This is a genomic window from Vibrio sp. AND4 (assembly GCF_000171815.1).
Classification (GTDB): Bacteria; Pseudomonadota; Gammaproteobacteria; order Enterobacterales; family Vibrionaceae; genus Vibrio.
In genome coordinates this window covers 14,934-28,732 of sequence record NZ_ABGR01000010.1, presented here as the reverse complement: position 1 = coordinate 28,732, position 13,799 = coordinate 14,934, and the positions used below count along the sequence as shown (strand labels likewise).

The following is a 13,799-nucleotide window of genomic DNA, read 5'->3' as shown; positions in this document are numbered from 1 at the left end:
AGGAGGAAATGATTATGAAACTGAACTTCTCTTTGTACCGTTACAACCCGGATGTCGATACAAAACCTTATATGAAGGACTACCCACTTGAGGTAGAAGAAGGGTCTGACATGATGGTTCTGGATGCGCTGATTTTGCTTAAAGAGCAAGATCCGAGCATCTCATTCCGCCGTTCTTGTCGTGAAGGTGTTTGTGGCTCTGATGGCCTAAACATGAATGGTAAAAATGGTCTGGCATGTATCACACCGCTTTCGGCATTGAAGGGTGATAAAATTGTTATCCGTCCACTACCTGGACTACCCGTTGTGCGGGACCTTATCGTCGACATGACGCAGTTCTATGATAACTATGCGAAAGTTAAGCCTTTCTTGATTGATGACGGTGCTCTGCCGCCTTCGCGCGAGAACTTACAACTGCCAGATGAACGTGCCCATTTAGATGGTTTGTACGAATGTATCATGTGTGCATGCTGTACGACTTCTTGCCCTTCATTTTGGTGGAACCCAGATAAATTCATCGGCCCAGCGGGTCTTTTAGCGGCGTACCGTTGGCTAATTGACAGTCGTGATACGGCCACAGATGAACGTCTGTCTGATCTTGATGATGCATTTAGCGTTTTTCGTTGCCATGGCATTATGAATTGTGTAAGTGTTTGTCCTAAGGGGCTAAATCCTACGAAAGCCATCGGTCATATCAAGTCGATGCTGGTGAATCGTTCGATTTAATTGACAATAAAAATTGCCGCTCATTTGGGGCGGCTCTTAATAGCTCGGCGCAGACCGAAGCAAACGTGAAAACTACTGGTTAAGGGAAAATATGCACAACGGCGTGATGAAGGCATGGCTCGAGTCTTCACACTTGGCTGGCGCCAATGCAACGTATGTAGAGGACCTCTACGAACTGTATCTTAGTGACCCCGATCTGGTAAGTGAGGAGTGGAAACGCGTATTTGATGAGTTGCCGAAGAACTCAGAAGAAGTGGCTGAACAGCCGCACTCGCGTGTCCGTGACTACTTCCGACGACTCGCTCAAGAAACAAAGCATTACAGTGTCCAAGTTAGTGATCCAGATGTCGACGCTAAACAAGTAAAAGTTTTACAGCTTATCAATGCATACCGCTTCCGCGGTCATGAAGCTGCCGAACTTGATCCTCTAGGCCTATGGCAACGTCCGACTGTGGCGGAGCTAGACCCTACATTTCATAATCTCACCGAAGATGACTTCACAGAAACTTTCAATGTTGGTTCCTTTGCCATTGGCCAAGAAACGATGCAGTTGAAAGACATCTACTCAGCACTGAAGAAGACGTACTGTGGTTCTATTGGTGCAGAATACATGCACATGACAGACACAGAACAGAAGCGTTGGATCCAACAACGTTTAGAGTCTGTTGTTGGTCAGCCATCGTTTGATAAAGACGAAAAGCGCACATTCCTGGAAGAGCTGACAGCTGCTGAAGGCCTTGAACGCTACTTGGGAGCGAAATTCCCGGGTGCGAAGCGATTCTCGCTAGAGGGTGGTGATGCACTCATCCCGATGACGAAAGAGTTGATCCGCCACGCTGGTGCAAGCGGCATGCGTGAAGTCGTTATCGGTATGGCTCACCGTGGACGTTTGAATATGCTCGTTAACGTTCTCGGTAAGAAGCCACAAGATTTGTTTGACGAGTTTGCGGGTAAGCACGATGAAACATGGGGTACGGGTGATGTTAAGTACCACCAAGGTTTCTCTGCTGACTTTGCCACGCCGGGTGGTGATGTCCATCTAGCGCTCGCTTTCAACCCATCTCATCTTGAGATAGTAAATCCAGTTGTCATTGGCTCAGTTCGTGCTCGTCAAGATCGCTTGGGTGATTTTGATGGTAGCCGCGTACTGCCTATTACTATCCACGGCGACTCTGCAATCGCAGGTCAGGGCGTGGTCGCTGAGACCTTCAACATGTCTCTTGCTCGTGGTTTCTGCGTGGGTGGTACGGTTCGTATTGTTATAAACAACCAAGTTGGCTTTACAACGTCGAACCCTCGCGATACGCGCTCGACCATGTACTGTACTGATATCGCGAAGATGGTACAGGCGCCAATTTTCCACGTTAATGCCGACGATCCAGAAGCGGTGGCTTTTGTCACGCGTATTGCTCTGGATTACCGTAATGAGTTCAAACGTGATGTCGTGATTGATTTGGTTTGTTACCGTCGTCATGGTCACAACGAAGCGGATGAGCCGAATGCCACTCAGCCGTTGATGTATCAAAAAATCAAGAAGCATCCAACGCCTCGGAAACTCTACGCTGATGTGCTTATCGATAACAATGAGTCCGACATTGAAGTGGCGACTCAGTTGGTTAACGAGTACCGCGATGCGCTGGACAAAGGCGAAGTGGTGGTTAAAGAATGGCGCCCGATGGCTCTTCATTCTGTTGACTGGTCACCGTACCTAGGCCATGACTGGGATGTTTCTTGGGATAGCAGATTCGACTCAACTCGCTTGAAGGAGTTGGGGCAACGTCTAATCCAATACCCAGACAGCCATAAACTACAAAGCCGTGTAAACAAGCTTTACAACGATCGTTCTGCAATGATCAGCGGTGAGAAGCCTCTTGATTGGGGGATGGCTGAAACGCTGGCGTACGCAACGTTGGTTGATGATGGCAAGCGTATTCGTATCTCAGGTCAGGATTCTGGTCGTGGTACCTTCTTCCACCGTCACTCAGTTCTGCATAACCAAAGTGATGCCAGTACCTACATCCCGCTGGCGAATATTCACGACAAACAAGGCCCATTCCAAGTCTTTGACTCAGTGTTGTCAGAAGAAGCGGTATTGGCATTTGAATACGGTTACGCCACCGCAGAGCCAAGCGGTTTGACCATTTGGGAAGCGCAGTTTGGTGACTTTGCAAATGGCGCGCAAGTGGTGATTGATCAATTCATCTCATCGGGTGAGCAAAAATGGGCTCGTCTGTGTGGTTTGACAATGCTGCTGCCGCACGGTTATGAAGGTCAGGGCCCTGAGCACTCATCCGCGCGCTTAGAGCGTTACCTACAATTATGTGCTGAACAAAACATGCAGGTGGTAGTGCCATCTACACCTGCTCAGGTTTATCACATGATCCGTCGTCAAGTGGTGCGTCCTATGCGTCGTCCACTGATTGTTATGTCACCCAAGTCACTACTGCGCCATCCACTTTGTACGTCGTCGTTGGAAGAGCTGTCCGATGGCACTTTCCAGCCAGCGATACCAGAAGTCGATAAACTGGATCCAAGCAAAGTGAAACGTGTTGTGTTCTGTTCAGGTAAGGTTTATTTCGACCTCCTAGAGCAGCGTCGCAACAACGAACAAGACGATGTTGCTATTGTGCGTATCGAGCAGCTTTACCCATTCCCAATGGATGAGGTTCAAGCCACTATCTCGCAATACACGAATGTTGAAGATTTCGTTTGGTGTCAGGAAGAGCCTCAAAACCAGGGTGCTTGGTACTGTAGTCAGCATAACTTCCGTGCTGCTATTCCAGCAGGCGCAGATCTGAAATACGCGGGTCGCCCAGCTTCTGCTTCGCCAGCAGTAGGCTACATGTCGGTGCACTTGAAACAACAAAAAGCGTTGGTTGAAGACGCTCTGAACGTGAACTCAAAAACTTCGAATTAACAACAAGAAGTTAAAGGAATAAACAGATATGACAATTGAAATTCTGGTTCCAGATTTACCTGAATCAGTTGCTGACGCAACCGTTGCGACATGGCACAAACAACCAGGCGACGTCGTCGAGCGCGATGAGGTTCTGGTCGACATCGAAACCGATAAAGTCGTGCTTGAAGTACCTGCTCCAGAAGCGGGCGTTTTAGAAGCCATTATTGAAGAAGAGGGTGCAACAGTACTTTCTAAGCAGTTAATCGCGAAGCTTAAGCCAGGTGCAGTAGCTGGCGAGCCCACAACTGATTCAACAGAAGACAAACAAGCGTCTCCAGACAAGCGTCACAAAGCAGCGCTCGCAGAAGAGAGCAACGACTCCCTAAGCCCGGCAGTGCGTCGTCTTCTTGCTGAACATGGTCTGGAAGCGAGCCAAGTGAAAGGTTCTGGGGTTGGTGGTCGCATTACGCGCGAAGACATTGAAGTGCACCTTGCAAATGCAAAATCGGCATCAAAAGCAGAAGCACCAGCAGTGGTTGAAGCTCCAGCTGCGGCTCGTAGCCAAAAACGTGTTCCAATGACGCGCCTACGTAAGACAGTAGCAAACCGTCTGCTCGAAGCGAAGAACAACACTGCAATGCTCACCACGTTTAACGAAGTGAACATGAAGCCAATCATGGATCTTCGTAAGCAATACAAAGACCAGTTCGAAGAGCGTCACGGTACTCGACTTGGCTTTATGTCTTTTTACGTGAAAGCCGTAACGGAAGCGTTGAAACGTTACCCAGAAGTCAATGCATCTATCGATGGTGATGAGATCGTATACCACAACTACTTTGACATCAGCATGGCGGTTTCTACGCCGCGTGGTCTCGTGACGCCAGTTCTAAAAGACTGTGACACACTAGGCTTTGCTGACATCGAAAAAGGCATCAAAGAGTTAGCAATCAAAGGCCGTGATGGCAAGCTGACCGTGGATGAGCTGATGGGAGGTAATTTCACTATTACCAATGGCGGTGTATTCGGGTCACTGATGTCTACGCCAATCATCAACCCACCGCAATCGGCAATTCTGGGCATGCACAAAATCCAAGATCGCCCTATGGCAGTCGATGGTAAGGTAGAAATCTTACCAATGATGTACTTGGCACTGTCTTACGATCACCGTCTGATCGATGGCCGTGAGTCAGTCGGTTTCCTAGTGACCATCAAAGAGCTACTAGAAGATCCAGCGCGTCTGCTACTCGACGTTTAATATTGCTAAAACGTCGAGTCGTCCCTGATGGCTCGGCGTCTACAGCACTTAAGGCTAGGCAGGCTCAGCGTCTGGCCTTCATTTGAACGGCTTCGATACCTTTATTAAGCCGTTGACTTGAGAAGACCCTACAGACGTACCGCATCGATGCGGCGTTATGGAAATAATAAATCCCTTAAGGGATAAACAAACGGAATATCGAAATGAATTTGCACGAATACCAAGCCAAACAGCTGTTTGCAGAATTCGGTTTGCCTGTACCGGAAGGTTACGCATGTGATACGCCACAAGAAGCTTTCGAAGCAGCGGGTCGCATCAGCACTGAAAAGAAAGTGGTAAAATGTCAGGTTCACGCTGGCGGCCGCGGTAAAGCGGGCGGCGTTGAGCTACATGATACAAAAGATGGCGTAAAAGAATTCGCACAAAAATGGCTAGGTAAGAACTTAGTGACTTACCAGACCGACGCAGATGGTCAGCCTGTGACTAAAATCCTTGTAGAAGAAGCGTCGAACATTGCTAACGAACTCTACCTTGGCGCGGTTGTTGACCGTGCAACTCGCAAGGTTGTTTTCATGGCTTCTACTGAAGGTGGTGTGGAAATTGAAAAAGTGGCGGAAGAAACGCCGGAGCTTATTCACAAAGCAGCTATCGACCCACTAGTCGGTCCTCAGGCTTATCAAGGCCGTGAGCTTGCCTTCAAACTTGGTCTTAAAGGTGACCAAATCAAACAATTCGTTAAGATTTTTATGGGTCTTGGCACTATGTTCTCGCAGTACGACCTAGCACTGTTAGAGATCAACCCATTGGTGATTACTGGCGAAGGCAACTTGCTGTGTCTTGATGGTAAGATCAACATCGATTCAAATGCGCTATACCGTCAACCTAAACTTCGTGAAATGCATGATCCTTCGCAAGAAGACGAGCGTGAAGCGCACGCAGCTCAATGGGAACTGAACTACGTAGCACTAGACGGTAATGTTGGCTGTATGGTTAACGGTGCGGGTCTCGCTATGGGTACGATGGATATCGTAAACCTACACGGTGGCAAGCCAGCTAACTTCCTAGACGTAGGTGGCGGCGCAACAAAAGAGCGTGTAGCAGAAGCATTCAAAATCATCCTATCTGATGACAACGTGAAAGCGGTCCTAGTAAACATATTCGGTGGTATCGTTCGTTGTGACATGATCGCAGAAGGCATCATTGGTGCGGTGAAAGAAGTTGGTGTAACCGTACCGGTTGTTGTTCGTTTAGAAGGCACTAACGCTGACCTAGGTCGCGAAGTTCTTGCTAATTCTGATGTTGATATCATTGCTGCTGAGTCGCTAACTGATGCTGCTCAAAAAGTTGTTGCTGCTGCGGAGGCTAAATAATGTCTGTACTAATTAACAAAGACACGAAAGTAATCTGTCAGGGCTTCACTGGTGGTCAAGGTACTTTCCACTCAGAGCAGGCAATTGCTTACGGTACACAAATGGTTGGTGGTGTATCTCCGGGTAAAGGTGGTCAGACTCACCTTGGTCTTCCTGTATTCAACACAGTACGTGAAGCGGTAGAAGTGACTGGCGCAACGGCAACAGTTATCTACGTTCCAGCACCATTCTGTAAAGATGCCATCCTAGAAGCGATCGACGCGGGTATCGAGCTTATCGTAACGATCACTGAAGGCATCCCAACGACAGATATGATCGACGTAAAAGTGAAGCTAGAAGAAACTGGCGTTCGCATGATCGGCCCTAACTGTCCGGGTGTTATCACGCCTGATGAGTGTAAGATTGGTATCATGCCTGGTCACATCCACAAGAAAGGTAAAGTGGGCATCGTTTCTCGCTCAGGTACACTAACGTACGAAGCCGTTAAGCAAACGACAGATGAAGGATTTGGCCAGTCAACGTGTGTTGGTATCGGTGGTGACCCAATCCCAGGTTCAAACTTCATCGACATCCTGAAGCTTTTCCAAGAAGACCCTGAAACAGAAGCAATCGTAATGATTGGTGAGATCGGTGGTACTGCGGAAGAAGAAGCAGCAGCTTACATCAAAGAAAACGTAACTAAGCCTGTGGTTTCTTACATTGCCGGTGTAACAGCACCTCCTGGTAAACGTATGGGTCACGCAGGTGCAATCATATCTGGTGGTAAAGGCACTGCAGAAGACAAATTTGCAGCACTAGAAGCAGCTGGCGTTAAGACGGTAAAATCTCTCGCTGAGATTGGTAAAGGTCTACGTGAAGTGACAGGTTGGTAATTAACCAAGCCACGCGATAAGTATTGAAAAGCCTGCGATTTCGCAGGCTTTTCTTTTTCCGTCCCACCTTGTTTTTATCTTGCTTTGATTTGTGTCTCAAGCACGAGGTAGGTTGTATTAAACGCTCGGGCTTATGCTTTGCGGCTAATCAGTTGGCTCAGCATGAATAAGAATGTGGCACTGATTACGACAGAGGGACCCGCTGGAGTATCGAAATGCCAAGACAGGCTCAGTCCCATCAACACCGCGACAGAGCCGATAATCGAAGCAAACAACGCCATTTGTTCTGGCGAAGAAGACACTTTACGTGCCGTTGCCGCTGGGATAATCAATAGCGACGTCATAATTAATGCGCCAACAAACTTCATGCCGACTGCAATCACGACACCCACCATTAGCATCAGTACAAGACGCACTAAATCGGTATTCACACCTTCAACTGCGGCAAGTTCTTCACTCACGGTGCTAGACAGTAATGGGCGCCAGAATAGATACAAACACGCGCTGACAGCAATGACGCCTGTGTAGATAAACATCAGGTCTTGAGGCGATACCGCTAGCAAGTCACCGAACAGATAGCTCATTAGATCGACGCGAACATTGTCCAAGAAGCTGACGGAAACCAAACCAATCGACAAAGCACTGTGAGCCAAAATTCCCAGTAAGGTGTCCGTCGCAACAAGTTGTTGCTTTTGCAGTGTCACCAGTAGTGCTGCTAATGCCAAGCAGCAAACGAGCAGTGCTAGGTATAAATTGATATTGAGCAGGAAGCCAAGGGCTAGACCCATTAAAGATGCATGCGCGAGAGTGTCACCAAAGTAAGCCATCTTGCGCCAAACGACGAATGAGCCAAGTGGACCAGCGATCAGTGCGATCCCGATGCCAGCCAGTATTGAAGGCAGTAAAAACTCAATCATGATGGTGATGTCCGTGAGCATGGTTTGAACAAGAGGTTGCATTGCCAGTAACTGGAGAACCCGCTAAATCGTGATGATGTTCGTGGTCATGATGGTAAAACGCCAAAGACTCACGGGCAGCATTACCAAACAGCGCAATGTAAGAAGGGTGCTGGGTAATGGTCGCTGGCGAGCCTGAACAGCATACATGGTGATGTAAACAAATTACATCATCGGTTTTAGCCATGACCAAATGCAGATCGTGTGAAACCATAAATACACCACAATCGAAGCGATGGCGGATGCTCTCAATCAGATCATATAAGTCGATTTGACCTTGTACATCGACACCTTGAGCAGGCTCATCCAATACGAGAAGCTCTGGGCGCTGAAGGAGCGCACGCGCTAACAGTACACGTTGATTTTCACCACCTGATAAACGGTGCATATTACTTGCAATCAAGTGTTCAGCACCGACAAGGCGTAACGCATCAAGGCACTCTTGCTTGCTATACTTGCCAGCAAGGTTGAGAAAACGAATCACGTTCAGCGGCAGAGAGTCGTTGAGTTTCAGCTTTTGCGGAACGTAACCAATTTTGAGTTTACGTTGTTTGGTTAACTTACCACTGGTTGGCTTCTGAAGGCCCAGAATGACTTTAACTAACGTCGATTTTCCTGCTCCGTTAGGACCAATTAGGGTGGTGATTTTGCCCTTTTCTAATTCCATGGTGATATTGTCGAGAACTCTGCGTTCGTCAAACTCGACGCACAATTGCTCAAGACGGACTAGTGAAGACATGAATGAAACTCATTTGCAAAATAATAATGTTATAATGTAACATTGTCTCACTTTCCACGCCATACCCCAAGTAAAACTATGAAAAGAGCTATAATCCTTGCAATAACAGCAATACTAACGTTACCTGCTCACGCAGTCACCGTGTTAACGAGCATTAAACCGATCCAAATGATCGCAACTGAGCTAACGGAAGGTGTGACTAAACCTGACGTACTGCTTCAAAATAACGCTTCGCCCCATGATTACGCCTTGCGTCCATCGGATGTGAAAAAAGTAGCAGCGGCCGATTTGGTGATTTGGTACGGCCATGAACTTGAGCCCTTTCTTGAGAAAGTCGTGACTGACAAAGGCAATACGCTAACGATCAGTCAAATTCCGGGTTTGTCACTGCGTAAGTTTGGAAGCGAACACGCTCACGAACATGACGGCCATCACCATGGTACTCATGATCCCCATTTTTGGCTAGGTTTTGAAACCGTTCAGCAAGTGGCTAATGCCATTGCTCATAAATTGGCGGAGATTGACCCTGAACATGCTGCTATTTATACGCAAAACTTAAACAATTTTGAAATCCAGCTCAAAGCAACGGATGCAGAAATTAAACAGCAACTTACACCAGTGCAAGACAAAGGCTACTTTGTATTCCATGATGCTTACGGCTACTTCGAGGAGCACTATAAATTGAACCAGATGGGGCATTTTACGGTTTCACCGGACCGAAAGCCTGGTGCAAAAACCCTGATTCATATTCGTAAAACGCTTGGTGCTGGAGATGTGTCATGCGTGTTTTCTGAGCCCCAATTTACCCCAGCCGTGATTGAGAGTGTGATGCGCGGCAGTAACGTAAACACAGGTATTCTTGATCCACTAGGTAGCGAGATTGATGTAAAGTCAGGCAGTTATTTTGAATTTCTGCAAAGTTTGTCTAATAGCTTTAGTCAATGTTTGAGCGAAAAGTAACAGTTGTGCTGTGCTTCTTGCACCATATCTGTTTTTAACGTGATCCAGCAATAAGAATCGTAACTTGTGGGCGCAGTGAGTCTTCTCTAGCAAAGGATTTAAGATATCATTATCAATAATTAGCGGCTCAAAATAACTATCCAAACACTTAGCAACGAAAGTGTGAGTGAATTATAGGCCGCCTATATTGATACATGTAAGGGTTTTATCTTGCTGCGCCACATCGCCCTGTTTTTATGGGTTTCAATACTTTCATTTCAAGCCACAGCTTCAAGTGAAGCGAATGCTGTCTTTTACCCTTTGCCTAATCAGGTTAAGGGGACTTTCATTGCCGCGAAAAAATTATTCCTAGGTGAGCAAGGTGGACTTTGGATCCATGATGTTCATGGACGCGTTTTATTCTACGACGGCCAAACCACATTGCCAAAGTCCGGAAGCTTTCTCAGAAATAAAGTTGAGCAGCTGGCCTATCATAAAGGCTCATTTTGGACATTCGTTGAGAACGAGGTTTATCAAACCTATCCGAACCAAGAGCGTCGTTTAGTTTTTAGCCTTTATCCTGGGTCTCAAATCCGTAAGATTGGCTCATCGGGAAGTTATATTTGGGTCAGTGATGGTGCGCAGTTCTATACCTACAATGTTGAAACCAGAGAACTGGACTCTTTCTCTTTACTCCAGCTTTATCAGCACAGTAACAACAGCTACGTCTACATTAACGAAGCCATTCTAATTGGGAGAAAATGGGTGTTGGCGACGACTTCTGGTGTTTACCTATCAGAGGGTGGCAAGTTTAATCATGTTGTTTCATCTGGGAGAAATTACATCGAGAAAGTGTATTACTCACATACTCGTCGTGAAATCTTGGTCGGCACCTTAAAAGGTGCGTTGATATTCGATATTCATGAGCCAAGTAAGCCTGCTATTCGAATTGGAGCTTCTCATGCTCTGACTTTTGCTGAAACGAATCAAGAGTATTGGGTCGGAACGGAGCAAGGTCTCTATTTTTATTCCTTCCTAACGGGTGAAGTAACCCAAGTGACACCAGCAAGTTTTCTGGAACTCGAGTTAGCCAACACCAAGATTTACTCGTTACTGAACGATAATATGGGAGGGATGTGGATTGCCACTAATCAAGGCATTCGATATTACTCTCTATTTAGTAAAAAATTTGAGCGTATAACCTTCAGCAGTCATGATCAAAAAACGCTCGATGGTCGCATCCGACAGACCTTGACTGGACCCGAAGGGGCGCTTTGGTTCGCAGATGACCATAAGATATATCGCTCTAACAATAACGATAACAATAACAAAAACAAGATTACCGAAGTCCTGACTGTGTCATCACAAATTTACGAGTTTGCTTTTCAGGGAGAGAGGCTTTGGATTGCTACATCTTCCGGCTTAGAAATTTATAGTCTGAAAAACTTACAGCGGGTGAACTTTCCTTTCCTGCAAGTCATAGCGGGAAAGACAATCGAACATATTGTCTCTGATGGCCCAAATCGACTTTGGGTATCTAGTGGATATCAGTTGTTTAATATCGATGCCGTTAACCAAGCAATAAGAAGTTTTGGTAGTGAATGGTTAGTGAGCAAGTTCTTACCCGCTAAAATTACTCGCCTTTACGATAAGGAAGATTTGCTATTAATAGGGACTGACCACGGCGTTTACGAATATGATGGGAAGCACATTCGCTTTAGTCATTTTTCAGAAAAGTTTGGTGAATCAATCGATATCATTACTGCGAACGATGGAGCGCACTGGTTTGCTTCCGCTTACGGCGTTTTTAGAACGGTTCCGGGGAGCAATGAAAAACAAATCATGGAAATGAGTGTGGTTAACTCACGTCCGGCTTGTTTGCTGAGTGATTCAGAAGGGGTATGGCTTGCTTCTTCCGTTGGTCTAAGTTACTACCATTTGTCGGGTCAGCTTATCAAGCATTACTCTTCTTTGTCGGGGCTTATCAATAATGAGTTCTTACCGGGCATTTGTAATATTATCCGTCGCACAGAAGATAGTGAACGCCAACTTATTTTGGGCTCCCACTACGGGTTGGTCAAAGCTGACTCATCTAAATTGCTGGTTTCCAACGCGCCCGAGTCTAAACCTATTGTGAGTCGGGTTACGCTGCAAAATGAGGTGGTTCAGGTTGGGAGTGCCAACTTATCAGAGACGAACCTGTCCTATGGCTCGTCTCTCAGTTTTCTTTTTGGTGTGATGCCCAAGCCTACCAATCAGAACTTGTATTATCGTTTGAATGAAAATGACGAGTGGCAAACGTTAGACGGAGGGCAGTTAACCTTAGAACATTTAAATTCTGGCGATTACCACTTACAAGTGAGTAATGAAACACAACGGGCCTCTGGCCTGATTGGGTTAGATTCAAAATTTACAGTGCCAAAACCATGGTTTTTGTCGAAACTGGCTTTGTCGGGTGGGGCATTAGTGATTGTTGTGGCTCTTGCCCTTCTAATGTATTGGCGCTCACGTTATGTGTTGCAAGCCAACCGAGAGTTAGCCGCTCAAGTTACGCTGAAAACCAATCAACTGCGGCATCAAAGTCGCGTGCTTTTGACCAGTAACCAGCAATTGAGAAAGCAAATTCAGGTAAGAAATCTGCTGGTGGATCACGTTGCTCAATCTCTTAAGTCAAGTATTGATTGGATTATGCGTAAGCTTCCCGATGACATGGATGTAGCGACTCAAGAGCATTTAACCCAAACCTACTCGCAATTAAATGAGCTAAAAAGTGCTCCGGAAAATACCAGTAGTTCGAGTCAAAGCTACAACTTAAGTCAGATTACCCAATCGGTGGTGGATGTTTGGCGCGAGGATTTCTTTAAAGCTGGCATCAATGTTGAGCTACAAGATGGATTTAAGGCAAGCCGTGTCTCGTTGGAGTGTTTCAATCTTGATGTCATTTTTAACAGCATTTTTGCGAACATCATCAAACGTTCTTTTAGGGGGCAGTTGATCAAGTTAACCTTGGAAGAGAATGAGGGTATTGTCTCACTGAGCTTTATTGATCATGGAACGCCGTTGCCAAGTAAAGCATCGACAATGCGTCCAATGGGCACACATAGTGCTGATCTAAGTATCGATAACTTACCTCAATTAGTTGCGGCTAGTGGTGGCAAGTTATCCATGTTCACATTTGATGCTCAGAACAAAATAGAGATTACGTGGCCTTGCGCTCAAGAACTCAATTATCAAGAAGAGGTTCTAGCGGCGTTTTCTAAAACAGAAACCCCGCAGCAAGGAGAAATGTCGCCTGAGCAAGAGTGGTTACACAAAGTCTATCAGCTGGTGGACGAGTGTTACCACGATCCAGAGTTTGGTACGGCGTCCGCCGCTAAGATGCTATTTATGTCTGAAAGAAGCTTACAGAGGCGCTTTAAGTCGGCGTCATCAAGAACGTTAAAAGATTACGTAACAGAGGTGAGATTAGAGATGGCGTGTGAGCAGTTGCTAGCTGGTGAGAAAATCAGTGAAGTAGCGTTTAACTGTGGTTTTAATGATCCCTCTTACTTTAGTCAGAAGTTTAAATTGCACTTCGGTTTATCGCCATCCAAGTTTGCAACGGCGCAAGAGGATCAAATAAGCATTTAGATCCTATTGACGTTACTTAGCCTAGCCATAAGCGCTGGGCTTTTTTACGTTTGTGAATCGAACCATGTCGTAAAATTCAGGCACTGAACAGAAAAAAGCAACAGTTAATCTGGCAAGATAAGAGCAGAGCACATTGAATACAGCAATGACCGAGATTTTTGGGTCAAAAGTCATGGAGAGGGATTTGAACAGAACGGTTGAAGAAAAAGAATAAAAAAACGTGGTACGGCCGGGGTGACTGTACCACGGGTGTAAAAGACACCTTCGCTTGCTGCCGATTGACATGTTTCCATGCCATCTCTGGAAATCACTTGAGGGGCTGTTGCCTCTCGATGTGTTCACTATACGAGACCCTACTTATTTTCTTTATAAAAATAACGACATCTTAATGTAAGAAAAGCGACATAATGTTTT

General features: G+C 46.2%; 9 protein-coding genes. 7 read left to right on the top strand and 2 right to left on the bottom strand.

Features of this window, described 5'->3' with window-relative positions:
* The first annotated feature begins 14 nt into the window (after positions 1–14).
* The 5 genes from AND4_RS11780 to sucD all read left to right on the top strand — a co-directional run bounded on the left by AND4_RS11780 (position 15) and on the right by sucD (position 7,121).
* Entirely contained in the window at positions 15–725 is a 711-nt protein-coding gene (locus AND4_RS11780) for a succinate dehydrogenase iron-sulfur subunit (protein WP_009843198.1), read from the top strand.
* Positions 726–816: 91 nt separating this feature from the next.
* Complete coding sequence (gene sucA, locus AND4_RS11775) at positions 817–3,642, top strand: 2-oxoglutarate dehydrogenase E1 component (RefSeq protein ID WP_009843197.1); 2,826 nt, start codon at positions 817–819, stop codon at positions 3,640–3,642.
* A 28-nt stretch (positions 3,643–3,670) separates the two neighbouring features.
* A complete protein-coding gene (gene odhB, locus AND4_RS11770; RefSeq protein WP_009843196.1) occupies positions 3,671–4,879 on the top strand; it encodes a 2-oxoglutarate dehydrogenase complex dihydrolipoyllysine-residue succinyltransferase in 1,209 nt (402 codons plus the stop codon).
* Between the two features lie 203 nt (positions 4,880–5,082).
* Positions 5,083–6,249: an ADP-forming succinate--CoA ligase subunit beta gene (gene sucC, locus AND4_RS11765; protein ID WP_009843195.1), complete on the top strand. Its 1,167-nt coding sequence runs from the start codon at positions 5,083–5,085 to the stop codon at positions 6,247–6,249.
* Positions 6,249–7,121: a succinate--CoA ligase subunit alpha gene (sucD, locus tag AND4_RS11760; RefSeq protein ID WP_005436989.1), complete on the top strand. Its 873-nt coding sequence runs from the start codon at positions 6,249–6,251 to the stop codon at positions 7,119–7,121. Before sucC ends, sucD begins: the two co-directional genes overlap by 1 nt.
* Positions 7,122–7,252: 131 nt before the next feature.
* Here the strand turns inward: sucD and znuB are convergent, their stop codons facing one another.
* A complete protein-coding gene (znuB, locus tag AND4_RS11755) occupies positions 7,253–8,038 on the bottom strand; it encodes a zinc ABC transporter permease subunit ZnuB (RefSeq protein ID WP_009843194.1) in 786 nt (261 codons plus the stop codon).
* Positions 8,031–8,816: a zinc ABC transporter ATP-binding protein ZnuC gene (znuC, locus tag AND4_RS11750; RefSeq protein WP_009843193.1), complete on the bottom strand. Its 786-nt coding sequence runs from the start codon at positions 8,814–8,816 to the stop codon at positions 8,031–8,033. Before znuC ends, znuB begins: the two co-directional genes overlap by 8 nt.
* A 78-nt stretch (positions 8,817–8,894) precedes the next feature.
* Between znuC and znuA the strand changes: the two genes are divergently transcribed.
* Positions 8,895–9,776 (top strand): zinc ABC transporter substrate-binding protein ZnuA, encoded by an 882-nt coding sequence (znuA, locus tag AND4_RS11745; protein WP_009843192.1) that lies wholly within the window; start codon positions 8,895–8,897, stop codon positions 9,774–9,776.
* Between the two features lie 210 nt (positions 9,777–9,986).
* A complete protein-coding gene (locus tag AND4_RS11740) occupies positions 9,987–13,385 on the top strand; it encodes an AraC family transcriptional regulator (RefSeq protein WP_009843191.1) in 3,399 nt (1,132 codons plus the stop codon).
* Positions 13,386–13,799: the final 414 nt, after the last annotated feature.